A 23,775-nucleotide genomic window follows, 5' to 3' on the forward strand; every position below is an offset into this window, starting at 1 on the left:
CCGTAATGGGCAAAAAAAATAACGCTTCAGTCTTTGTGTTTTCAAAAAAAATGCTGGCAGTGGTGTTTCTGCTGTGGCTGGCTGTCATGGTGGACAATACCCGTGGAGAATGGGTAACACCAGCTTCTGTACATCAGGGGGGGATTGCCCATGTTGCTTCAAGGCTCTGGCTTCAGCAACAACCCGTGCTTAAATCCGCTATGGATGAAAAAGTGGTAGTGGGGTAAACCTGTTATATTGCATGGATGTCAATGCCAAATTCGATTTTGTTGATCAACAGGCCAATAACAATATCGTGCATTTGCTCTAACTTTGAAAAACATATTGTCTTTCTGGTCAGACGCTTAATCCAAGTTCTAAAATTCAGGTTTTTACGTTCAATTTTCTGAGTATTCTCTTTTCCGATGATGTGACTACTTTCGTCGATATTACGCTCATAGGCTCCCCCAATCATCAGTATAAAATTTCTTGATACCAAATGGCTCAAGAAGCTCTTTTAGTTTTTTGAAAACCTCATCCTTTCGTTTCCCAAAAACGTAAGCCAAAACAGTATTGGTCGCATGATCAACTGCATGCCAAAGCCAACGCTGGTTACTTTTTTCAAACACATAAGACCACTGTTCATCTATCTCGGCCTCTTGGCAGGCGAGGCCTACGTGAATTACAGCACCCGTTCCAAGATCCATTTTCTGAATATTGGGATTAACTTGAACTAAGCCTTTCTCTTTTTTTTAATGTGTTTATTACTGTTTTTTTATTGATTCCTAAAACCCTGCTTGTATCCCTGATGCCGCCACCATTAATTGCCATATCGACGACTTTTTCTTTAACGCCTGGCTCATAAGCTTTGTACCGGTACTCAAGCATAAAGGACTTGGTTTCACATTCAGCATTACAGCAAAAGTAGCGAGGAACATTATGAGCACTGTAGCCAAAGCTTTTAACGTTATTACCGCCACATTTAGGGCAGTGAACTGGTGTGGAGCACATTTTCATATCGCTCTATGATAAATACGGCATACGCCGTATTTTAGCAAACAACTACAAAATATCAGGTTTGCCCCACTACCATAAAACCAATGAAGAAAGAGTGGCGCACATCGAAGGTCTGGTTAGAGAGGTGCGTTACGAGGCAAACGAGGGCGACCCTTACCAGGCTCTGGACGGGCAAAAGCATGTAGTAGCCGCCAAGAAACTGTCCAAGGGTACTGTACTGGGACATTACCGGGGCTCTCTCTGGTTGATAGATGAGAATGCTCCATCTCCGGAGTGTGGTACATTAGACCAGCAAATATCCTATTCCGTTAACTGTGACTACAAAGGAGAAGAAGCCACGGATGATTGTCAGGAAATGTACTGGCTTTCAGGTTATGACGATGGCAATATTTTTTCCTGCGTTAACGACTGTACCGTCACCAGCAATGCCGACGACAATACCGGTACTTTAGAGCCAAACGTCAGTTTCATTATTGTTTATATGGATGATTTCCCCGTGGTTATGGTCGTGACAACAGAGGATATCCCGGAGGGCAAAGGACTCTGGCTGAGCTATGGAGAACCTTACTGGGACTATAAAAACGAACCGGTTGTGGTGCCCGACGGTGATGACGATCATAGCGGAGCCGGGGCAAAAAACAAAAAATGTGTGTGTGATGTGTGTGGAAGGGAGCTTGCTAATTCCGGAAACTTAGCAAGACACAAGCGCACCCACACCGAAGATAAGCCTTATAAGTGCGATGTGTGTCAAAAGAGATTTGCTTACTCCAGTAACCTCTTAAGACATCAGCGCACCCATACCGGAGATAAGCCTTATGAGTGTGATGAGTGTAAAAGGAGATTTTCTCTACTCAATTACCTCATAGTACACAAACGCACTCACACCGGGGAGAAGCCTTATAAGTGTGATGTGTGTCAAAAGGGATTTGCTGTTTTAGGAAGCTTAATAAGACACAAACGCACCCACTCCAGAGAGAAGCCTTATAAGTGCGATGTGTGTCAAAAGGGATTCGCTGCTTCCGGAGATTTAGCAAGACACAAGCGCACCCACACCGGAGAGAAGCCTTATGAGTGCGATAAGTGCCAAAAGAGATTTACTGACTCGGGAAACTTAGCAGCACACAAACGAACCCACACCGGAGAGAGGCCTTATGAGTGCGATGTGTGTGAAAATAGATTTGCTTGCTCCAATAACCTCGCAAGACACAAGCGCACTCAACACAAGGAATCCCCAACAGAACAACCACCACAGCAATAGTCTACACTCCCGCCAAAACCACCCAATAGCCCAATTCTAATGACTCCGTAATGGGCAAAAAAAATAACGCTTCAGTCTTTGTGCTTTCAAAAAAAATGCTGGCAGTGGTGTTTCTGCTGTGGCTGGCTGTCATGGTGGACAATACCCGTGGAGAATGGGTAACACCAGCTTCTGTACATCAGGGCGGGATTGCCCATGTTGCTTCAAGGCTCTGGCTTCAGCAGCAGCCCGTGCTTAAATCCGCTATGGATGAAAAAGTTGCGGTTTCAAAAAGATCGGCAACGGTGGTTATTCTGATAGAAGACGACGGTTTTAGTGTACTGACCACTGAGCCGGCAGTCTTCACATGGCAGGATGCGTGCAATGCCACCACGCTTTCCGACATGACCCGGCATCTGCGCTGCCACGACCCTAATGCCCTGCTGACCGGGTTAAGAGCCACACTGCAGTTTAGTCACAGTGGGGAGTCTGTGCAGGTGACCGGGTTTGCCTCGGTTTTGCAGGTGCAGACCACCGGGGGAACAGACCTGGCCATTGCTCCCTTTCAGAGTGATAGCCCGGGTCTGCCCGACCAGCAATATGAACAACAATACAGAGCCATTCTGGAGTACCTGTCCCGGCAAAGGAGAAAGTCTGAAGAGATAGACCGGCAAACAAGATGCTGGACAAACGCTATGTCAAGGTTAGCCCCTGAAAAACCGGACGAAGTGTTAAGGCAGGAGCAGAAAATAAAGGAGCTGCGAGCGCCCGTCAGGTTCCATTACTCACTGGCACACCGTTCGGCCCCGCAGGATGAAACGTTCTGGTTTTTTACGGACAAGATGGAGGGAAGAAAAGTTGTGTTGACTCCCGACAATAACCTTTCTGCCTGCACTCCTGTTTCCCTGCCATCGGGGAGCATGGCTGACCTGTCCAATGGTTCCAAAAGAAATCCTCCACCCGTTGATAAACCAGCAGCTACGAAGAGCAAAAAAAGAAAACTCAGCACCAGCACCAGCACCAGTAATAGCGAGAGCCCGCAGAGTGTCACAAATCCGCAGACCGGGGGTTATCCCGTGATACCGGATATCCCCATAAAACAGGAAGAAAATGTCATTGAATTTGGTGAAAGAAAAGTCTTGACAAGTGCTGAACTGTTTATCATCAAGCCGGAAAGCGGTATTACCAGAAAACCGCCAGAACCGCCTTTCAAAACAAATTGCAAGATTCAGGGTGCCCCGGCATTCTGGAAACTTTTTACTAAGAAAAAGCGACAGCAACTGGAAAACAGGATATTGGAATATATTAATAAAACCAATGAAGAAAGAGAGGCGCACATCGAAGGTCTGGTTAGAGAGGTGCGGTACGAGGCAAACGAGGGCGACCCTTACCAGGCTCTGGACGGGCAAAGGCATGTAGTAGCCGCCAAAAAACTGTCCAAGGGTGCTGTACTGGGACATTACCGGGGCTCTCTCTGGTTGATAGATGAGAATGCCCCGTCTCCTGAGTGTGGTACGTTAGACCAGCAAATATCCTATTCCGTTAACTGTGACTACAAAGAAGAAGGAGAGAAAGCCGCGGATGATTGTCAGGAAATGTACTGGCTTTCAGGTTATGACGACGGCAATATTTTTTCCTGCATTAACGACTGTACCGTCACCAGTAATGCTGACCACGATACCGCTACTGTAGAGCCAAACGTCAGTTTCATTATTGTTTATATGGATGATTTCCCCGTGGTTATGGTCGTGACAACAGAGGATATCCCGGAGGGCAAAGGACTCTGGCTGAGCTATGGAGAACCTTACTGGGACTATAAAAACAAACCGGTTGTGGTGCCCGAAGATAAAGATGGTCGTAGCGGAGCCAGGGCAAAAAACAAAAAATGGGTGTGTGATGAGTGCGGAAGGGAGTTGGCTAATTCCAGAAACCTTGTAAGGCACAAGCTCACCCACACCGGAGAGAAGCCTTATGAGTGTGATGTGTGTCAAAAGAGGTTTGCTGTTCTCGGAGACTTGGCAAAACACAGGCGCACCCACACCGGAGAAAGGCCTTATGAGTGCGATGTGTGCCAAAAGAGATTTGCCTCCTCCAGTAACTTCGCAAGACACAGGCGCCACCACACAGGAGAGAGGCCTTATGAGTGCGATGTGTGTCAAAAGAGATTTGCAGCTTCCGGAGACTTGACAAAACACAGGCGCCACCACACAGGAGAGAGGCCTTATGAGTGCGATGTGTGTCAAAAGAGATTTGCAGCTTCCGGAGACTTGACAAAACACAGGCGCTACCATACCGGAGAGAAGCCTTATGAGTGCGATGTGTGTCAAAAGAGATTTGCTCGCTCCGAAGGCCTCACAAGACACAAGCGCACCCACACCGGAGAGAGGCCTTATGAGTGCGATGTGTGTCAAAAGAGATTTACTATTTCCAGTAACCTCTCAAAACACAAGCGCACCCAACACAAGAACCTTCCAACAGAGCAACCGCCACAGCAATAGTCTACACTCCCGCCAAAATCACCCAATAGCCCAATTCTACGGACACCACAATGGGCAAAAAAATAACGCTCCAGTCTTTGTGTTTTCAAAAAAAATGTTGGCAGCGGTGTTTCTGCTGTGGCTGGCTGTCATGGTGGACAGTGCCCGCGGAGAATGGGTAACACCAGCTTCTGTACATCAGGGCGGGATTGCCCATGTTGCTTCAAGGCTCTGGCTTCAGCAGCAACCCGTGCTTAAATCCGCTATGGATGAAAAAGTTGCGGTTTCAAAAAGATCGGCAACGGTGGTTATCCTGGTAGAAGACGACGGTTTTAGTGTACTGGCCACTGAGCCAGCAGTCTTCACATGGCAGGATGCGTGCAATGCCACCACGCTTTCCGACATGACCCGGCATCTGCGCTGCCACGACCCTAATGCCCTGCTGACCGGGTTAAGAGCCACACTGCAGTTTAGTCACAGTGGGGAGTCTGTGCAGGTGACCGGGTTTGCGTCGGTTTTGCAGGTACAGACCACCGGGGGAACAGACCTGGCCATTGCTCCTTTTCAGAGTGATAGCCCGGGTCTTCCCGACCAGCAATATGAACAACAGTACAGAGCCATTCTGGAGTACCTGTCCCGGCAAAGGAGAAAGTCTGAAGAGATAGACCGGCGAACAAGATGCTGGACAAACGCTATGTCAAGGTTAGCCCCTGAAAAACCGGACGAAGTGTTAAGGCAGGAGCAGAAAATAAAGGAGCTGCGAGCGCCCGTCAGGTTCCATTACTCACTGGCACACCGTTCGGCCCCGCAGGATGAAACGTTCTGGTTTTTTACGGACAAGATGGAGGGAAGAAAAGTTGTGTTGACTCCCGACAATAATCTTTCTGCCTGCTCCCCTGTTTCCCTGCCATCGGGGAGCATGGTTGACCTGTCTAATGGTTCCAAAAGAAATCCTCCACCCGTTGATAAACCAGCAGCTACGAAGAGCAAAAAAAGAAAACTCAGCACCAGCACCAGCACCAGTAATAGCGAGAGCCCGCAGAGTGTCACAAATCCGCAGACCGAGGGTTATCCCGTGATACCGGATATCCCCATAAAACAGGAAGAAAATGTCATTGAATTTGGTGAAAGAAAAGTCTTGACAAGTGCTGAACTGTTTATCATCAAGCCAGAAAGCGGTATTACCAGAAAACCGCCAGAACCGCCTTTCAAAACAAATTGCAAGATTCTGGGTGCCCCGGCATTCTGGAAACTTTTTACTAAGAAAAAGCGACAGCAACTGAAAAACAGGATATTGGAATATATTAATAAAACCAATGAAGAAAGAGTGGCGCACATCGAAGGTCTGGTTAGAGAGGTGCGGTACGAGGCAAACGAGGGCGACCCTTACCAGGCTCTGGACGGGCAAAGGCATGTGGTAGCCGCCAAAAAATTGTCCAAGGGTACTGTACTGGGACATTACCGGGGCTCTCTCTGGTTGATAGATGAGAATGCCCCATCTCCGGAGTGTGGTACATTAGATCAGCAAATATCCTATTCCGTTAACTGTGACTACAAAGGAGAAGAAGCCACGGATGATTGTCAGGAAATGTACTGGCTTTCAGGTTATGACGACGGCAATATTTTTTCCTGCGTTAACGACTGTACCGTCACCAGTAATGCTGACCACGATACCGCTACTGTAGAGCCAAACGTCAGTTTCATCACTGTTTATATGGATGATTTCCCCGTGGTTATGGTCGTGACAACAGAGGATATCCCGGAGGGCAAAGGACTCTGGCTGAGCTATGGAAAACCTTATTGGGACTATAAAAACGAACCGGTTGTGGTGCCCGACGGTGATGACGATCATAGCGGAGCCGGGGCAAAAAACAGAAAATATAAGTGTGATTTGTGTGGAAGGGAGTTGGCTCATTTCGGAAGCCTCGTAAGACACAAACGCACCCACACCGGAGAGAAGTCTCATGAGTGCGATGTGTGTGGAAAGAAGTTTGCTCGTTCCGGAACTCTCACAAGACACAAGTTCTGCCACACCGGGAAGAAGCCTTATAAGTGCGATGTGTGTAAAAAGAGATTTATTCAACCCAATCACCTCAAAGACCACGAACGTACCCATACTGGGGAGAGGCCTTATGAGTGCGATGTGTGTCAAAAGAGATTTGTTAACTCCGGAAACTTGGCAGCACACAGGCTCAGACACACCGGGGAAAAGCCTCATGAGTGCGATCTGTGTCAAAAGAGATTTGCCTGCTCCAGTAACTTCGTAAGACACAGGCGCACCCACACCGGAGATAAGCCTTATAAGTGCGATGTGTGTCCAAAGAGATTTGCAGCTTCCGGAGACTTGACAAAACACAGGCGCCACCACACAGGAGAGAGGCCTTATGAGTGCGATGTGTGTCAAAAGAGATTTGTTTGCTCCAGTAACTTAGTAAGACACAAGCGCACCCACACCGGAGATAAGCCTTATGAGTGCGATAAGTGCCAAAAGAGATTTACTGACTCCGGAAACTTAGCAAAACACAGGCGCTACCATTCCGGAGATAAGCCTTATGAGTGCGATAAGTGCCAAAAGAAATTTTTTCAACTCGCACACCTCGTAAGTCACAAGCGCATCCAACACAAGAACCTTCCAACAGAGCAACCGCCACAGCAATAGTCTACACTCCCGCCAAAATCACCCAATAGCCCAATTCTACGGACTCCACAATGGGCAAAAAAAATAACGCTTCAGTCTTTGTGCTTTCAAAAAAAATGTTGGCAGTGGTGTTTCTGCTGTGGCTGGCTGTCATGGTGGACAGCGCCCGTGGAGAATGGGTAACACCAGCTTCTGTACATCAGGGGGGGATTGCCCATGTTGCTTCAAGGCTCTGGCTTCAGCAACAACCCGTGCTTAAATCCGCTATGGATGAAAAAGTCGCGGTTTCAAAAAGATCGGCAGCGGTGGTTATCCTGGTAGAAGACGACGGTTTTAGTGTACTGACCACTGAGCCGGCAGTCTTCACATGGCAGGATGCGTGCAATGCCACCACACTTTCCAACATGACCCGGCATCTGCGCTGCCACGACCCCAGTGCTTTGCTGACCGGGTTAAGAGCCACACTGCAGTTTAGTCACAGTGGGGAGTCTGTGCAGGTGACCGGGTTTGCCTCGGTTTTGCAGCTGCAGACCACCGGGGGAACAGACCTGGCCATTGCTCCCTTTCAGAGTGATAGCCCGGGTCTGCCCGACCAGCAATATGAACAACAATACAGAGCCATTCTGGAGTACCTGTCCCGGCAAAGGAGAAAGTCTGAAGTGATAGACCGGCGAACAAGATGCTGGACAAACGCCATGTCAAGGTTAGCCCCTGAAAAACCGGACGAAGTGTTAAGGCAGGAGCAGAAAATAAAGGAGCAGCGAGCGCCTTTCAGGTTCCATTACTCACTGGCACACCGTTCGGCCCTGCAGGATGAAACGTTCTGGTTTTTTACGGACAAGATGGAGGGAAGAGAAATTGTGCTGACTCCCGACAATAACCTTTCTGCCTGCACTCCTGTTTCCCTGTCATCGGGGAGCATGGCTGACCTGTCCAATGGTTCCAAAAGAAATCCTCCACCCGTTGATAAACCAGCAGCTACGAAGAGCAAAAAAAGAAAACTCAGCACCAGCACCAGCACCAGCACCAGTAATAGCGAGAGCCCGCAGAGTGTCACAAATCCGCAGACCGAGGGTTATCCCGTGATACCGGATATCCCCATAAAACAGGAAGAAAATGTCATTGAATTTGGTGAAAGAAAAGTCTTGACAAGTGCTGAACTGTTTGTCATCAAGCCGGAAAGCGGTATTACCAGAAAACCGCCAGAACCGCCTTTCAAAACAAATTGCAAGATTCTGGGTGCCCCGGCATTCTGGAAACTTTTTACTAAGAAAAAGCGACAGCAACTGAAAAACAGGATATTGGAATATATTAATAAAACCAATGAAGAAAGAGAGGCGCACATCGAAGGTCTGGTCAGAGAGGTGCGGTACGAGGCAAACGAGGGTGACCCTTACCAGGCTCTGGACGGGCAAAAGCATGTGGTAGCCGCCAAAAAACTGTCCAAGGGTACTGTACTAGGGCATTACCGGGGCTCTCTCTGGTTGATAGATAAGAATGCCCCGTCTCCAGAGTGTGGTACGTTAGATCAGCAAATATCCTATTCCGTTAACTGTGACTACAAAGGAGAAGAAGCCACGGATGATTGTCAGGAAATGTACTGGCTTTCAGGTTATGACGACGGCAATATTTTTTCCTGCGTTAACGACTGTACCGTCACCAGTAATGCTGACCACGATACCGCTACTGTAGAGCCAAACGTCAGGTTCATCACTGTTTATATGGATGATTTCCCCGTGGTTATGGTCGTGACAACGAAGTTTATCCCGGAGGGCAAAGGACTCTGGCTGAGCTATGGAGAAGCTTACTGGGACTATAAAAACGAACCGGTTGTGGTGTCCGACGGTGATGACGGTCATAGCGGAGCCGGGGCAAAAAACAAAAAATGTGCGTGTGATGTGTGTGGAAGGGAGCTTGCCAATTCCGGAAGTCTCACAAGACACAAGCTCACCCACACAGGAGAGAAGTCTCATGAGTGCGATGTGTGTGGAAAGAAGTTTGCTCGTTCCGAAACTCTCACAAGACACAAGCGCAGCCACACCGGGAAGAAGCCTTATGAGTGCGATGTGTGTCAAAAGAGATTTACTCAATCCGGAGACCTCATAAGACACAAACGCACCCACACCGGAGAGAAGCCTTATGAGTGCGATAAGTGCCAAAAGAGATTTTCTCGACTCGTACACCTCGTAAGTCACAAGCGCACCCAACACAAGAACCTTCCAACAGAGCAACCGCCACAGCAATAGTCTACACTCCCGCCAAAATCACCCAATAGCCCAATTCTACGGACTCCACAATGGGCAAAAAAAATAACGCTTCAGTCTTTGTGCTTTCAAAAAAAATGCTGGCAGTGGTGTTGCTGCTGTGGCTGGCTGTCATGGTGGACAATACCTGCGGAGAATGGGTAACACCAGCTTCTGTACATCAGGGCGGGATTGCCCATGTTGCTTCAAGGCTCTGGCTTCAGCAACAACCCGTGCTTAAATCCGCTATGGATGAAAAAGTCGCGGTTTCAAAAAGATCCTCAGGTTTAGAGTTCTTAAAACATGAACGTTCGGTAAAATATTTAGCGTCGGCGCAGCCCATCTCGTCAGGCACACAATTTAAACCTGCCTGAACCGTTTAAATCATTGGTTCTGAGTTCATTTATGTCGCTTTTCCAAAAAAACTATCCGAACGTTCGTTTTTATCCGGCAATTTAAGCTCTAATTTTTGCTCATATCGGTTCCAGCAGCCACGAATTCGAAACTGCGGAATAATCCAAAACAGCGCGCGCCTAAGCATTCCGGCCGTGACTGTATGGGGATTCCTCCAGGCAGTTTTGGCCAGCGCAATGGCCGCTGGATTTTGACAAATGGTCAGCAATTGCACCAGCGCATACCCTGCCATTTTAATGTGCATCCATCGTAACAGCGTTCTGAGTTTCTGCTGCCATAAATGCTTGCATCCAAACTCGTGCTTAAGTTGCTGGAACATAGGCTCTATAGGCCACCTGAGCGAGTAGACTAATAGCACTTCATCGGCTTTCAGGTCAGGATTGGTGGACAGAAACAGTTTGGTTTCTGTTTGTCCCTTGTCGTTTTCAAAACGACTCCAGACGACTCGGACAATACGGCCTTTCAAAAAACGAGCCCGGCAAATACAGGAACGAAAAGAGACAGTCCGGTTCTTTCTGTAAAGCCAGAGAGTCATCTTGGTCTCTGGTAATTTCTCTACCTCCTCAGGCGTCATTTTGACACCGTACTTGCGCTTGCGGCCTTTCCTTTTGAAAGGAGAGGGAGGAAGTGCATCGACTGGAAGCGCATAAAGTGCCCGGTTTTTGGGGATATGACCAATGACCTCATACCCAAGTTCAAGTGCGGGCTGCATCATGGTGCGATTCATAAACCAGCAGTCAGTGAGCAGGCGCAAAGCTCGTCCCTGAAGAGTCTGTCGTAAAGATTTCAGCATGGCCTTGGCAATTTTAAGCTTGCTGATGTTGCCTGACTTAGGTGATGGAAAAGCCATCACTGGAATCGCAGTATGCACCTTGTCTGATGGTCTCTGGAAAGGAATAGCCAGAAAGACCCAGCATTGACCAAGGAGATAAGTACACCGGTTCTTTTTCTTGCTGTGTTGGTGATGTATTCGGCATGCCGGTGCTTTGTCAGAGCAACGTTCGAGTGTCAGGTCGTCGAGAATCAGGGTAGTGGTCTGACCGTCGGGCACTTTAGAACTGACCAGCAATATCAGACGATGCGCCAGGTCTCGCCAACGCCACTTACCTTGGGAGACCCAATGATGGTAGCTGTTCCAGAAATTTTCGTAGTGGATCGTCAGAAGGGCTTGTGTAACAAAGCCTTCGCCAGAAAGCATGCCACCCAGAAGTAACTCACAGAACGTTGGTACCGCAAGTGGTGATAGCGCTTTTGCAAGAAATGTCGTATATAAAGAAAGCTCGCGAAGGATTACTTTCTGATCTGAAGTGAGCATGGCAGCCGCTTTTTCCTGGTAGATGAAGCGGTTGCTTAACCTATTTCGGCATCAAAAAATACAAAACGTTAGTACTTATAATTCTCTAAACTCGAGAAAAAGATCGGCAACGGTGGTTATCCTGGTAGAAGACGACGGTTTTAGTGTACTGACCACTGAGCCGGCAGTCTTCACATGGCAGGATGCGTGCAATGCCACCACACTTTCCGACATGACCCGGCATCTGCGCTGCCACGACCCCAATGCCCTGCTGACCGGGTTAAGAGCCACACTGCAGTTTAGTCACAGCAGGGAGTCTGTGCAGGTGACCGGGTTTGCCTCGGTTTTGCAGGTGCAGACCACCGGGGGAACAGACCTGGCCATTGCTCCCTTTCAGGGGGATAGCCCGGGTCTGCCCGACCAGCAATATGAACAACAATACAGAGCCATTCTGGAGTACCTGTCCTGGCAAAGCAGAAAGTCTGAAGGGATAGACCGGCAACAAGATGCTGGACAAACGCCATGTCAAGGTTAGCCCCTGAAAAACCGGACGAAGTGTTAAGGCAGGAGCAGAAAATAAAGGAGCAGCGAGCGCCTGTCAGGTTCCATTACTCACTGGCACACCGTTCGGCCCCGCAGGATGAAACGTTCTGGTTTTTTACGGACAAGATGGAGGGAAGAAAAGTTGTGTTGACTCCCGACAATAACCTTTCTGCCTGCACTCCTGTTTCCCTGCCATCGGGGAGCATGGCTGACCTGTCCAATGGTTCCAAAAGAAATCTTCCACCCGTTGATAAACCAAGCAAAAAAAGAAAACTCAGCACCAGCACTAGCACCAGTAATAGCGAGAGCCCGCAGAGTGTCATAAATCCGCAGACCGGGGGTTATCCCGTGATACCGGATATCCCCATAAAACAGGAAGAAAATGTCATTGAATTTGGTGAAAGAAAAGTCTTGACAAGTGCTGAACTGTTTATCATCAAGCCGGAAAGCGGTATTACCAGAAAACCGCCAGAACCGCCTTTCAAAACAAATTGCAAGATTCTGGGTGCCCCGGCATTCTGGAAACTTTTTACTAAGAAAAAGCGACAGCAACTAGAAAACAGGATATTGGAATATATTAATAAAACCAATGAAGAAAGAGAGGCGCACATCGAAGGTCTGGTTAGAGAGGTGCGGTACGAGGCAAACGAGGGCGACCCTTACCAGGCTCTGGACGGGCAAAAGCATGTAGTAGCCGCCAAAAAACTGTCCAAGGGTACTGTACTGGGGCATTACCGGGGCTCTCTCTGGTTGATAGATAAGAATGCCCCGTCTCCGGAGTGTGGTACGTTAGATCAGCAAATATCCTATTCCGTTAACTGTGACTACAAAGGAGAAGAAGCCACGGATGATTGTCAGGAAATGTACTGGCTTTCAGGTTATGACGACGGCAATATTTTTTCCTGCGTTAACGACTGTACCGTCACCAGCAATGCCGACGACGATACCGGTACTGTAGAGCCAAACGTCAGTTTCATTATTGTTTATATGGATGATTTCCCCGTGGTTATGGTCGTGACAACAGAGGATATCCCGGAGGGCAAAGGACTCTGGCTGAGCTATGGAGAACCTTACTGGGACTATAAAAACGAACCGGTTGTGGTGCCCGACGGTGATGACGGTCATAGCGGAGCCAGGGCAAAAAACAAAGAGCACGTGTGCGATGTGTGTGAAAAAGAATTTACTCAATCCGGAAGCCTCATAAGACACAGGTACCGCCACACAGGGGAGAAGCCTTATGAGTGCGATGTGTGTGGAAAGGGATTTACTCAGACCGGAGACCTCGTAAGACACAAACGCATTCACACAGGGGAAAAGCCTTATGGGTGCGATGTGTGTAAAAAAAGATTTAATCAACTCAATTGCCTCAAAATACACAAACGCATTCACACCGGGGAGAAGCCTTATAAGTGCGATGAGTGTCAAAAGAGATTTTCTAACCCGGGAAACTTAGCAGCACACAAACGAACCCACACCGGAGAGAGGCCCTATGAGTGCGATGTGTGTGAAAATAGATTTACTTACTCCAATAACCTCGCAAGACACAAGCGCACCAAACACAAGAACCTTCCAACAGAACAACCGCCGCAGCAATAGTCTACACTCCCGCCAAAACCACCCAATAGCCCAATTCTAATGACTCCGTAATGGGTAAAAAAAATAACGCTTCAGTCTTTGTGTTTTCAAAAAAAAGGTTGGCAGTGGTGTTTCTGCTGTGGCTGGCTGTCATGGTGGACAATACCCGCGGAGAATGGGTAACACCAGCTTCTGTACATCAGGGCGGGATTGCCCATGTTGCTTCAAGGCTCTGGCTTCAGCAACAACCCGTGCTTAAATCCGCTATGGATGAAAAAGTTGCGGTTTCAAAAAGATCGGCAGCGGTGGTTATCCTGGTAGAAGACGACGGTTTTAGTGTACTGACCACTGAGCCGGCAGTCTTCACATGGCAGGATGCGTGTAATGCCACCACGCTTTCCGACATGAACCGGCATCTGCGCTGCCACGACCCCAATGCCCTGCTGACCGGGTTAAGAGCCACACTGCAGTTTAGTCACAGTGGGGAGTCTGTGCAGGTGACCGGGTTTGCGTCGGTTTTGCAGGTGCAGACCACCGGGGGAACAGACCTGGCCATTGCTCCCTTTCAGGGGGATATCTCTGTCCTGCCAGAAAAACAATATGAACAACAGTACAGAGCCATTCTGGAGTACCTGTCCCGGCAAAGGAGAAAGTCTGAAGAGATAGACCGGCGAACAAGATGCTGGACAAACGCCATGTCAAGGTTAGCCCCTGAAAAACCGGACGAAGTGTTAAGGCAGGAGCAGAAAATAAAGGAGCTGCGAGCGCCCGTCAGGTTCCATTACTCACTGGCACACCGTTCGGCCCCGCAGGATGAAACGTTCTGGTTTTTTACGGACAAGATGGAGGGAAGAAAAGTTGTGCTGACTCCCGACAATAACCTTTCTGCCTGCACTCCTGTTTCCCTGCCATCGGGGAGCATGGTTGACCTGTCCAATGGTTCCAAAAGAAATCCTCCGCCCGTTGATAAACCAGCAGCTACGAAGAGCAAAAAAAGAAAACTCAGCACCAGCACCAGTGATAGCGAGAGCCCGCAGAGTGTCACAAATCCGCAGACCGGGGGTTATCCCGTGATACCGGATATCCCCATAAAACAGGAAGAAAATGTCATTGCATTTGGTGAAAGAAAAGTCTTGACAAGTGCTGAACTGTTTATCATCAAGCCGGAAAGCGGTATTACCAGAAAACCGCCAGAACCGCCTTTCAAAACAAATTGCAAGATTCTGGGTGCCCCGGCATTCTGGAAACTTTTTACTAAGAAAAAGCGACAGCAACTGAAAAACAGGATATTGGAATATATTAATAAAACCAATGAAGAAAGAGAGGCGCACATCGAAGGTCTGGTCAGAGAGGTGCGGTACGAGGCAAACGAGGGCGACCCTTACCAGGCTCTGGACGGGCAAAAGCATGTAGTAGCCGCCAAAAAACTGTCCAAGGGTACTGTGCTGGGACATTACCGGGGCTCTCTCTGGTTGATAGATGAGAATGCCCCGTCTCCGGAGTGTGGTACATTAGACCAGCAAATATCCTATTCCGTTAACTGTGACTACAAAAAAGAAGGAGAGAAAGCCGCGGATGATTGTCAGGAAATGTACTGGCTTTCAGGTTATGACGACGGCAATATTTTTTCCTGCGTTAACGACTGTACCGTCACCAGCAATGCCGACGACAATACCGGTACTTTAGAGCAAAACGTCAGTTTCATTATTGTTTATATGGATGATTTCCCCGTGGTTATGGTCGTGACAACAGAGGATATCCCGGAGGGCAAAGGACTCTGGCTGAGCTATGGAGAACCTTACTGGGACTATAAAAACAAACCGGTTGTGGTGCCCGACGGTGATGGCGATCATAGCGGAGCCGGGGCAAAAAACAAAAAATATAAGTGTGATGTGTGTGGAAGGGAGCTTGCTAATTCCGGAAGTCTCACAAGACACAAGCTCACCCACACAGGAGAGAAGCCTCATGAGTGCGATGTGTGTCAAAAGGGATTTATGCACTCCAGTGACCTCACAAGACACAAGCGCACCCACACCGGAGAGAAGCCTTATGAGTGCGATGTGTGTAAAAAGACATTTACTCAATCCGGACACCTCAAAGTACACAAACACACTCACACCAGGGAGAAGCCTTATAAGTGCGATGTGTGTGAAAAGAGATTTTCTGCTTCTGGAAACTTAGCAGCACACAGGCGTAGCCACACCGGAGAGAATCCTCATGAGTGCGATAAGTGCCAAAAGAGATTTGCTCGATCCGGAAACTTAGCAAAACACAGACGCTACCATACCGGGGATAAGCCTTATGAGTGCGATAAGTGCCAAAAGAGATTTGCTCATTCCGGAAACTTAGCAAGACACAAGCGCACCCACACCGGAGAGAAGCCTTATGAGTGCGATGTGTGTCAAAAGAGATTTTCTCGACTCGAACACCTCGCAAGACACAAGCGCACTCAACACAAGGAATCCCCAACAGAACAACCACCACAGCAATAGTCTACACTCCCGCCAAAACCACCCAATAGCCCAATTCTAATGACTCCGTAATGGGCAAAAAAAATAACGCTTCAGTCTTTGTGCTTTCAAAAAAAATGCTGGCAGTGGTGTTTCTGCTGTGGCTGGCTGTCATGGTGGACAATACCCGTGGAGAATGGGTAACACCAGCTTCTGTACATCAGGGCGGGATTGCCCATGTTGCTTCAAGGCTCTGGCTTCAGCAGCAGCCCGTGCTTAAATCCGCTATGGATGAAAAAGTCGCGGTTTCAAAAAGATCGGCAACGGTGGTTATTCTGATAGAAGACGACGGTTTTAGTGTACTGACCACTGAGCCGGCAGTCTTCACATGGCAGGATGCGTGCAATGCCACCACGCTTTCCGACATGACCCGGCATCTGCGCTGCCACGACCCTAATGCCCTGCTGACCGGGTTAAGAGCCACACTGCAGTTTAGTCACAGTGGGGAGTCTGTGCAGGTGACCGGGTTTGCGTCGGTTTTGCAGGTGCAGACCACCGGGGGAATAGACCTGGCCATTGCTCCCTTTCAGAGTGATAGCCCGGGTCTGCCCGACCAGCAATATGAACAACAATACAGAGCCATTCTGGAGTACCTGTCCCGGCAAAGGAGAAAGTCTGAAGAGATAGACCGGCGAACAAGATGCTGGACAAACGCCATGTCAAGGTTAGCCCCTGAAAAACCGGACGAAGTGTTAAGGCAGGAGCAGAAAATAAAGGAGCAGCGAGCGCCTGTCAGGTTCCATTACTCACTGGCACACCGTTCGGCCCCGCAGGATGAAACGTTCTGGTTTTTTACGGACAAGATGGAGGGAAGAGAAATTGTGCTGACTCCCGACAATAACCTTTCTGCCTGCACTCCTGTTTCCCTGTCATCGGGGAGCATGGCTGACCTGTCCAATGGTTCCAAAAGAAATCCTCCACCCGTTGATAAACCAGCAGCTACGAAGAGCAAAAAAAGAAAACTCAGCACCAGCACCAGCACCAGCACCAGTAATAGCGAGAGCCCGCAGAGTGTCACAAATCCGCAGACCGAGGGTTATCCCGTGATACCGGATATCCTCATAAAACAGGAAGAAAATGTCATTGAATTTGGTGAAAGAAAAGTCTTGACAAGTGCTGAACTGTTTATCATCAAGCCGGAAAGCGGTATTACCAGAAAGCCGCCAGAACCGCCTTTCAAAACAAATTGCAAGATTCAGGGTGCCCCGGCATTCTGGAAACTTTTTACTAAGAAAAAGCGACAGCAACTGGAAAACAGGATATTGGAATATATTAATAAAACCAATGAAGAAAGAGTGGCGCACATCGAAGGTCTGGTCAGAGAGGTGCGTTACGAGGCAAACGAGGGCGACCCTTACCAGGCTCTGGACGGGCAAAAGCATGTAGTAGCCGCCAAGAAACTGTCCAAGGGTACTGTACTGGGACATTACCGGGGCTCTCTCTGGTTGATAGATGAGAATGCTCCATCTCCGGAGTGTGGTACATTAGACCAGCAAATATCCTATTCCGTTAACTGTGACTACAAAGGAGAAGAAGCCACGGATGATTGTCAGGAAATGTACTGGCTTTCAGGTTATGACGATGGCAATATTTTTTCCTGCGTTAACGACTGTACCGTCACCAGCAATGCCGACGACAATACCGGTACTTTAGAGCCAAACGTCAGTTTCATTATTGTTTATATGGATGATTTCCCCGTGGTTATGGTCGTGACAACAGAGGATATCCCGGAGGGCAAAGGACTCTGGCTGAGCTATGGAGAACCTTACTGGGACTATAAAAACGAACCGGTTGTGGTGCCCGACGGTGATGACGATCATAGCGGAGCCGGGGCAAAAAACAAAAAATATAAGTGTGATGTGTGTGGAAGGGAGCTTGCTAATTCCGGAAGCTTAGCAAGACACAAGCGCACCCACACCGGAGAGAAGCCTTATGAGTGCGATGTGTGTCAAAAGAGATTTTCTCTACTCAATCACCTCATAGTACACAAGCGCACTCACACCGGGGCGAAGCCTTATGAGTGCGACGTGTGTAAAAAGACATTTACTCAATCCGGACACCTCAAAGTACACAAACACACTCACACCAGGGAGAAGCCTTATAAGTGCGATGTGTGTCAAAAGACATTTACTCAATCCGGACACCTCAAAGTACACAAACACACTCACACCGGGGAGAAGCCTTATAAGTGCGATGTGTGTCAAAAGGGATTTATTCACTCCAGTCACCTCACAAGACACAAGCGCACCCACACCGGGGAGAAGCCTTATAAGTGCGATGTGTGTCAAAAGGGATTTATTCACTCCAGTCACCTCACAAGACACAAGCGCACCCACACCGGAGATAAGCCTTATAAGTGCGATGTGTGCCAAAAGAGATTTGCTCATTCCGGAGGCCTCGTAAAACACAAACGCAGCCACACAGGGGAGAGGCCTCATGAGTGCGATAAGTGCCAAAAGAGATTTACTCAATCCGGAGACCTCATAAGACACAAACGCACCCACACCGGAGAGAAGCCTTATGAGTGCGATAAGTGCCAAAAAAGATTTTCTCAACTCGCACACCTCGTAAGTCACAAGCGCACCCAACACAAGAACCTTCCAACAGAGCAACCGCCACAACAATAGTCTACACTCCCGCCAAAATCACCCTATAGCCCAATTCTACGGACTCCACAATGGGCAAAAAAAATAACGCTCCAGTCTTTGTGTTTTCAAAAAAAATGCTGGCAGTGGTGTTTCTGCTGTGGCTGGCTGCCATGGTGGACAGCGCCTGTGGAGAATGGGTAACACCAGCTTCTGTACATCAGGGGGGGATTGCCCATGTTGCTTCAAGGCTCTGTCTTCAGCAACAACCCGTGCTTAAATCCGCTATGGATGAAAAAGTCGCGGTTTCAAAAAGATCGGCAGCGGTGGTTATCCTGGTAGAAGACGACGGTTTTAGTGTACTGGCCGCTGAGCCGGCAGTCTTCACATGGCAGGATGCGTGCAATGCCACCACACTTTCCAACATGACCCGGCATCTGCGCTGCCACGATCCCAGTGCTTTGCTGACCGGGTTAAGAGCCACACTGCAGTTTAGTCACAGTGGGGAGTCTGTGCAGGTGACCGGGTTTGCCTCGGTTTTGCAGGTGCAGACCACCGGGGGAACAGACCTGGCCATTGCTCCCTTTCAGAGTGATAGCCCGGGTCTGCCCGACCAGCAATATGAACAACAATACAGAGCCATTCTGGAGTACCTGTCCCGGCAAAGGAGAAAGTCTGAAGAGATAGACCGGCAAACAAGATGCTGGACAAACGCTATGTCAAGGTTAGCCCCTGAAAAACCGGACGAAGTGTTAAGGCAGGAGCAGAAAATAAAGGAGCTGCGAGCGCCCGTCAGGTTCCATTACTCACTGGCACACCGTTCGGCCCCGCAGGATGAAACGTTCTGGTTTTTTACGGACAAGATGGAGGGAAGAAAAGTTGTGTTGACTCCCGACAATAACCTTTCTGCCTGCACTCCTGTTTCCCTGCCATCGGGGAGCATGGCTGACCTGTCCAATGGTTCCAAAAGAAATCCTCCACCCGTTGATAAACCAGCAGCTACGAAGAGCAAAAAAAGAAAACTCAGCACCAGCACCAGCACCAGTAATAGCGAGAGCCCGCAGAGTGTCACAAATCCGCAGACCGGGGGTTATCCCGTGATACCGGATATCCCCATAAAACAGGAAGAAAATGTCATTGAATTTGGTGAAAGAAAAGTCTTGACAAGTGCTGAACTGTTTATCATCAAGCCGGAAAGCGGTATTACCAGAAAACCGCCAGAACCGCCTTTCAAAACAAATTGCAAGATTCAGGGTGCCCCGGCATTCTGGAAACTTTTTACTAAGAAAAAGCGACAGCAACTGGAAAACAGGATATTGGAATATATTAATAAAACCAATGAAGAAAGAGAGGCGCACATCGAAGGTCTGGTTAGAGAGGTGCGGTACGAGGCAAACGAGGGCGACCCTTACCAGGCTCTGGACGGGCAAAGGCATGTAGTAGCCGCCAAAAAACTGTCCAAGGGTGCTGTACTGGGACATTACCGGGGCTCTCTCTGGTTGATAGATGAGAATGCCCCGTCTCCTGAGTGTGGTACGTTAGACCAGCAAATATCCTATTCCGTTAACTGTGACTACAAAGAAGAAGGAGAGAAAGCCGCGGATGATTGTCAGGAAATGTACTGGCTTTCAGGTTATGACGACGGCAATATTTTTTCCTGCATTAACGACTGTACCGTCACCAGTAATGCTGACCACGATACCGCTACTGTAGAGCCAAACGTCAGTTTCATTATTGTTTATATGGATGATTTCCCCGTGGTTATGGTCGTGACAACAGAGGATATCCCGGAGGGCAAAGGACTCTGGCTGAGCTATGGAGAACCTTACTGGGACTATAAAAACAAACCGGTTGTGGTGCCCGAAGATAAAGATGGTCGTAGCGGAGCCAGGGCAAAAAACAAAAAATGGGTGTGTGATGAGTGCGGAAGGGAGTTGGCTAATTCCAGAAACCTTGTAAGGCACAAGCTCACCCACACCGGAGAGAAGCCTTATGAGTGCGATGTGTGTCAAAAGGGATTTGTTCAACCCCATAACCTCATAGTACACAAGATGCGCACCCACACCGGAGAGAAGCCTTATGGGTGTGATATGTGTAAAAAGGGATTTGCTGAATCCGGAGACTTAGCAAAACACAAGCGCACCCACACCGGAGAGAAGCCTTATGAGTGTGATGTGTGTCAAAAGAGGTTTGCTGTTCTCGGAGACTTGGCAAAACACAGGCGCACCCACACCGGAGAAAGGCCTTATGAGTGCGATGTGTGCCAAAAGAGATTTGCCTCCTCCAGTAACTTCGCAAGACACAGGCGCCACCACACAGGAGAGAGGCCTTATGAGTGCGATGTGTGTCAAAAGAGATTTGCAGCTTCCGGAGACTTGACAAAACACAGGCGCTACCATACCGGAGAGAAGCCTTATGAGTGCGATGTGTGTCAAAAGAGATTTGCTCGCTCCGAAGGCCTCACAAGACACAAGCGCACCCACACCGGAGAGAGGCCTTATGAGTGCGATGTGTGTCAAAAGAGATTTACTATTTCCAGTAACCTCTCAAAACACAAGCGCACCCAACACAAGAACCTTCCAACAGAGCAACCGCCACAGCAATAGTCTACACTCCCGCCAAAATCACCCAATAGCCCAATTCTACGGACACCACAATGGGCAAAAAAATAACGCTCCAGTCTTTGTGTTTTCAAAAAAAATGTTGGCAGCGGTGTTTCTGCTGTGGCTGGCTGTCATGGTGGACAGTGCCCGCGGAGAATGGGTAACACCAGCTTCTGTACATCAGGGCGGGATTGCCCATGTTGCTTCAAGGCTCTGGCTTCAGCAGCAACCCGTGCTTAAATCCGCTATGGATGAAAAAGTTGCGGTTTCAAAAAGATCGGCAACGGTGGTTATCCTGGTAGAAGACGACGGTTTTAGTGTACTGGCCACTGAGCCAGCAGTCTTCACATGGCAGGATGCGTGCAATGCCACCACGCTTTCCGACATGACCCGGCATCTGCGCTGCCACGACCCTAATGCCCTGCTGACCGGGTTAAGAGCCACACTGCAGTTTAGTCACAGTGGGGAGTCTGTGCAGGTGACCGGGTTTGCGTCGGTTTTGCAGGTACAGACCACCGGGGGAACAGACCTGGCCATTGCTCCTTTTCAGAGTGATAGCCCGGGTCTTCCCGACCAGCAATATGAACAACAGTACAGAGCCATTCTGGAGTACCTGTCCCGGCAAAGGAGAAAGTCTGAAGAGATAGACCGGCGAACAAGATGCTGGACAAACGCTATGTCAAGGTTAGCCCCTGAAAAACCGGACGAAGTGTTAAGGCAGGAGCAGAAAATAAAGGAGCTGCGAGCGCCCGTCAGGTTCCATTACTCACTGGCACACCGTTCGGCCCCGCAGGATGAAACGTTCTGGTTTTTTACGGACAAGATGGAGGGAAGAAAAGTTGTGTTGACTCCCGACAATAATCTTTCTGCCTGCTCCCCTGTTTCCCTGCCATCGGGGAGCATGGTTGACCTGTCTAATGGTTCCAAAAGAAATCCTCCACCCGTTGATAAACCAGCAGCTACGAAGAGCAAAAAAAGAAAACTCAGCACCAGCACCAGCACCAGTAATAGCGAGAGCCCGCAGAGTGTCACAAATCCGCAGACCGAGGGTTATCCCGTGATACCGGATATCCCCATAAAACAGGAAGAAAATGTCATTGAATTTGGTGAAAGAAAAGTCTTGACAAGTGCTGAACTGTTTATCATCAAGCCAGAAAGCGGTATTACCAGAAAACCGCCAGAACCGCCTTTCAAAACAAATTGCAAGATTCTGGGTGCCCCGGCATTCTGGAAACTTTTTACTAAGAAAAAGCGACAGCAACTGAAAAACAGGATATTGGAATATATTAATAAAACCAATGAAGAAAGAGTGGCGCACATCGAAGGTCTGGTTAGAGAGGTGCGGTACGAGGCAAACGAGGGCGACCCTTACCAGGCTCTGGACGGGCAAAGGCATGTGGTAGCCGCCAAAAAATTGTCCAAGGGTACTGTACTGGGACATTACCGGGGCTCTCTCTGGTTGATAGATGAGAATGCCCCATCTCCGGAGTGTGGTACATTAGATCAGCAAATATCCTATTCCGTTAACTGTGACTACAAAGGAGAAGAAGCCACGGATGATTGTCAGGAAATGTACTGGCTTTCAGGTTATGACGACGGCAATATTTTTTCCTGCGTTAACGACTGTACCGTCACCAGCAATGCCGACGACAATACCGGTACTTTAGAGCCAAACGTCAGTTTCATTATTGTTTATATGGATGATTTCCCCGTGGTTATGGTCGTGACAACAGAGGATATCCCGGAGGGCAAAGGACTCTGGCTGAGCTATGGAAAACCTTACTGGGACTATAAAAACGAACCGGTTGTGGTGCCCGACGGTGATGACGATCATAGCGGAGCCGGGGCAAAAAACAAAAAACACGTGTGTGATGTGTGTCAAAAGGGATTTGCTTACTCCAGTAACCTCTTAATACATCAGCGTAGCCACACCGGGGCGAAGCCTTATGAGTGCGATGTGTGCCAAAAGAGATTTGCTCATTCCGGAGACCTCGTAAGACACAAGCGCACCCACACCGGAGAGAAGCCTTATGAGTGCGACGTGTGTAAAAAGACATTTACTCAATCCGGACACCTCAAAGTACACAAACACACTCACACCAGGGAGAAGCCTTATAAGTGCGATGTGTGTCAAAAGACATTTACTCAATCCGGACACCTCAAAGTACACAAACACACTCACACCGGGGAGAAGCCTTATAAGTGCGATGTGTGTCAAAAGGGATTTATTCACTCCAGTCACCTCACAAGACACAAGCGCACCCACACCGGGGAGAAGCCTTATAAGTGCGATGTGTGTCAAAAGGGATTTATTCACTCCAGTCACCTCACAAGACACAAGCGCACCCACACCGGAGATAAGCCTTATAAGTGCGATGTGTGCCAAAAGAGATTTGCTCATTCCGGAGGCCTCGTAAAACACAAACGCAGCCACACAGGGGAGAGGCCTCATGAGTGCGATAAGTGCCAAAAGAGATTTACTCAATCCGGAGACCTCATAAGACACAAACGCACCCACACCGGAGAGAAGCCTTATGAGTGCGATAAGTGCCAAAAAAGATTTTCTCAACTCGCACACCTCGTAAGTCACAAGCGCACCCAACACAAGAACCTTCCAACAGAGCAACCACCACAGCAATAGTCTACACTCCCGCCAAAAT

The 23,775-nt window shown here is 48.7% G+C and carries 16 protein-coding genes; 12 read left to right on the forward strand and 4 right to left on the reverse strand.

Features of this window, described 5'->3' with window-relative positions; translation table 11 throughout:
- Nucleotides 1-5: 5 nt before the first annotated feature.
- Nucleotides 6-227, forward strand: coding sequence for a hypothetical protein (locus NX720_RS15710; protein WP_262595760.1), 222 nt, complete (start codon nt 6-8; stop codon nt 225-227).
- A 5-nt stretch (nt 228-232) separates the two neighbouring features.
- Here NX720_RS15710 and NX720_RS27195 read toward each other — a convergent pair whose 3' ends face one another.
- Genes NX720_RS27195 through NX720_RS15720 form a run of 3 tightly spaced genes read right to left on the reverse strand, consistent with a single transcriptional unit; the run spans nt 233 to nt 996 of the window.
- Nucleotides 233-454, reverse strand: a complete 222-nt coding sequence (locus NX720_RS27195; RefSeq protein WP_404831000.1) for an IS1 family transposase — start codon at nt 452-454, stop codon at nt 233-235.
- Complete coding sequence (locus NX720_RS15715) at nt 435-686, reverse strand: IS1 family transposase (protein WP_262595762.1); 252 nt, start codon at nt 684-686, stop codon at nt 435-437. The genes NX720_RS27195 and NX720_RS15715 overlap by 20 nt, the downstream gene beginning before the upstream one ends.
- Before the next feature lie 16 nt (nt 687-702).
- On the reverse strand, nt 703-996 hold the full coding sequence (locus tag NX720_RS15720) for an IS1-like element transposase (protein ID WP_262595764.1): 294 nt from the start codon (nt 994-996) through the stop codon (nt 703-705).
- On the opposite strand from NX720_RS15720, the gene NX720_RS15725 reads away from it, so the two are divergent.
- From NX720_RS15725 to NX720_RS15745, 5 genes are all read left to right on the forward strand, one after another.
- Complete coding sequence (locus NX720_RS15725) at nt 980-2,254, forward strand: C2H2-type zinc finger protein (protein ID WP_262595766.1); 1,275 nt, start codon at nt 980-982, stop codon at nt 2,252-2,254. The two genes, NX720_RS15720 and NX720_RS15725, sit on opposite strands and share 17 nt — an antisense overlap.
- 50 nt (nt 2,255-2,304) lie before the next feature.
- Complete coding sequence (locus NX720_RS15730) at nt 2,305-4,731, forward strand: C2H2-type zinc finger protein (RefSeq protein WP_262595768.1); 2,427 nt, start codon at nt 2,305-2,307, stop codon at nt 4,729-4,731.
- 79 nt (nt 4,732-4,810) lie between these two features.
- Nucleotides 4,811-7,369 carry a C2H2-type zinc finger protein gene (locus NX720_RS15735; protein ID WP_262595769.1) on the forward strand — a complete coding sequence of 853 codons (2,559 nt, stop codon included), beginning with the start codon at nt 4,811-4,813 and terminating at the stop codon, nt 7,367-7,369.
- Between the two features lie 50 nt (nt 7,370-7,419).
- Nucleotides 7,420-9,594: a C2H2-type zinc finger protein gene (locus NX720_RS15740; protein WP_262595771.1), complete on the forward strand. Its 2,175-nt coding sequence runs from the start codon at nt 7,420-7,422 to the stop codon at nt 9,592-9,594.
- Between the two features lie 50 nt (nt 9,595-9,644).
- On the forward strand, nt 9,645-9,965 hold the full coding sequence (locus NX720_RS15745) for a hypothetical protein (protein WP_262595773.1): 321 nt from the start codon (nt 9,645-9,647) through the stop codon (nt 9,963-9,965).
- A gap of 29 nt (nt 9,966-9,994) precedes the next feature.
- On the opposite strand, the gene NX720_RS15750 is transcribed toward NX720_RS15745, so the two are convergent.
- Nucleotides 9,995-11,320, reverse strand: a complete 1,326-nt coding sequence (locus NX720_RS15750; RefSeq protein ID WP_262595774.1) for an IS701 family transposase — start codon at nt 11,318-11,320, stop codon at nt 9,995-9,997.
- A 112-nt stretch (nt 11,321-11,432) separates the two neighbouring features.
- On the opposite strand from NX720_RS15750, the gene NX720_RS15755 reads away from it, so the two are divergent.
- The 6 genes from NX720_RS15755 (at nt 11,433) to NX720_RS15780 (ending at nt 23,756) form a co-directional block, all read left to right on the forward strand.
- Nucleotides 11,433-11,834 carry a hypothetical protein gene (locus NX720_RS15755; protein ID WP_262595775.1) on the forward strand — a complete coding sequence of 134 codons (402 nt, stop codon included), beginning with the start codon at nt 11,433-11,435 and terminating at the stop codon, nt 11,832-11,834.
- Nucleotides 11,822-13,438: a C2H2-type zinc finger protein gene (locus NX720_RS15760; RefSeq protein ID WP_262595776.1), complete on the forward strand. Its 1,617-nt coding sequence runs from the start codon at nt 11,822-11,824 to the stop codon at nt 13,436-13,438. The genes NX720_RS15755 and NX720_RS15760 overlap by 13 nt, the downstream gene beginning before the upstream one ends.
- Before the next feature lie 50 nt (nt 13,439-13,488).
- On the forward strand, nt 13,489-15,909 hold the full coding sequence (locus NX720_RS15765) for a C2H2-type zinc finger protein (protein WP_262595778.1): 2,421 nt from the start codon (nt 13,489-13,491) through the stop codon (nt 15,907-15,909).
- A 50-nt stretch (nt 15,910-15,959) separates the two neighbouring features.
- Nucleotides 15,960-18,554: a C2H2-type zinc finger protein gene (locus NX720_RS15770; RefSeq protein WP_262595779.1), complete on the forward strand. Its 2,595-nt coding sequence runs from the start codon at nt 15,960-15,962 to the stop codon at nt 18,552-18,554.
- Nucleotides 18,555-18,604: 50 nt separating this feature from the next.
- Complete coding sequence (locus tag NX720_RS15775) at nt 18,605-21,118, forward strand: C2H2-type zinc finger protein (protein WP_262595780.1); 2,514 nt, start codon at nt 18,605-18,607, stop codon at nt 21,116-21,118.
- 79 nt (nt 21,119-21,197) lie between these two features.
- Nucleotides 21,198-23,756 (forward strand): C2H2-type zinc finger protein, encoded by a 2,559-nt coding sequence (locus tag NX720_RS15780; RefSeq protein ID WP_262595782.1) that lies wholly within the window; start codon nt 21,198-21,200, stop codon nt 23,754-23,756.
- Nucleotides 23,757-23,775 lie beyond the last annotated feature (19 nt).

The organism is Endozoicomonas euniceicola (assembly GCF_025562755.1).
Classification (GTDB): Bacteria; Pseudomonadota; Gammaproteobacteria; order Pseudomonadales; family Endozoicomonadaceae; genus Endozoicomonas_A; species Endozoicomonas_A euniceicola.

Bases quoted from the DNA above. Each gene is read 5' to 3' on its own strand.
- NX720_RS15710 (WP_262595760.1), top strand. From the start codon at position 6: ATGGGCAAAAAAAATAACGCTTCAGTCTTTGTGTTTTCAAAAAAAATG.
- NX720_RS27195 (WP_404831000.1), bottom strand. From the start codon at position 454: ATGATTGGGGGAGCCTATGAGCGTAATATCGACGAAAGTAGTCACATC.
- NX720_RS15715 (WP_262595762.1), bottom strand. From the start codon at position 686: ATGGATCTTGGAACGGGTGCTGTAATTCACGTAGGCCTCGCCTGCCAA.
- NX720_RS15720 (WP_262595764.1), bottom strand. From the start codon at position 996: ATGAAAATGTGCTCCACACCAGTTCACTGCCCTAAATGTGGCGGTAAT.
- NX720_RS15730 (WP_262595768.1), top strand. From the start codon at position 2,305: ATGGGCAAAAAAAATAACGCTTCAGTCTTTGTGCTTTCAAAAAAAATG.
- NX720_RS15740 (WP_262595771.1), top strand. From the start codon at position 7,420: ATGGGCAAAAAAAATAACGCTTCAGTCTTTGTGCTTTCAAAAAAAATG.
- NX720_RS15745 (WP_262595773.1), top strand. From the start codon at position 9,645: ATGGGCAAAAAAAATAACGCTTCAGTCTTTGTGCTTTCAAAAAAAATG.
- NX720_RS15750 (WP_262595774.1), bottom strand. From the start codon at position 11,320: ATGCTCACTTCAGATCAGAAAGTAATCCTTCGCGAGCTTTCTTTATAT.
- NX720_RS15760 (WP_262595776.1), top strand. From the start codon at position 11,822: ATGTCAAGGTTAGCCCCTGAAAAACCGGACGAAGTGTTAAGGCAGGAG.
- NX720_RS15765 (WP_262595778.1), top strand. From the start codon at position 13,489: ATGGGTAAAAAAAATAACGCTTCAGTCTTTGTGTTTTCAAAAAAAAGG.
- NX720_RS15770 (WP_262595779.1), top strand. From the start codon at position 15,960: ATGGGCAAAAAAAATAACGCTTCAGTCTTTGTGCTTTCAAAAAAAATG.
- NX720_RS15775 (WP_262595780.1), top strand. From the start codon at position 18,605: ATGGGCAAAAAAAATAACGCTCCAGTCTTTGTGTTTTCAAAAAAAATG.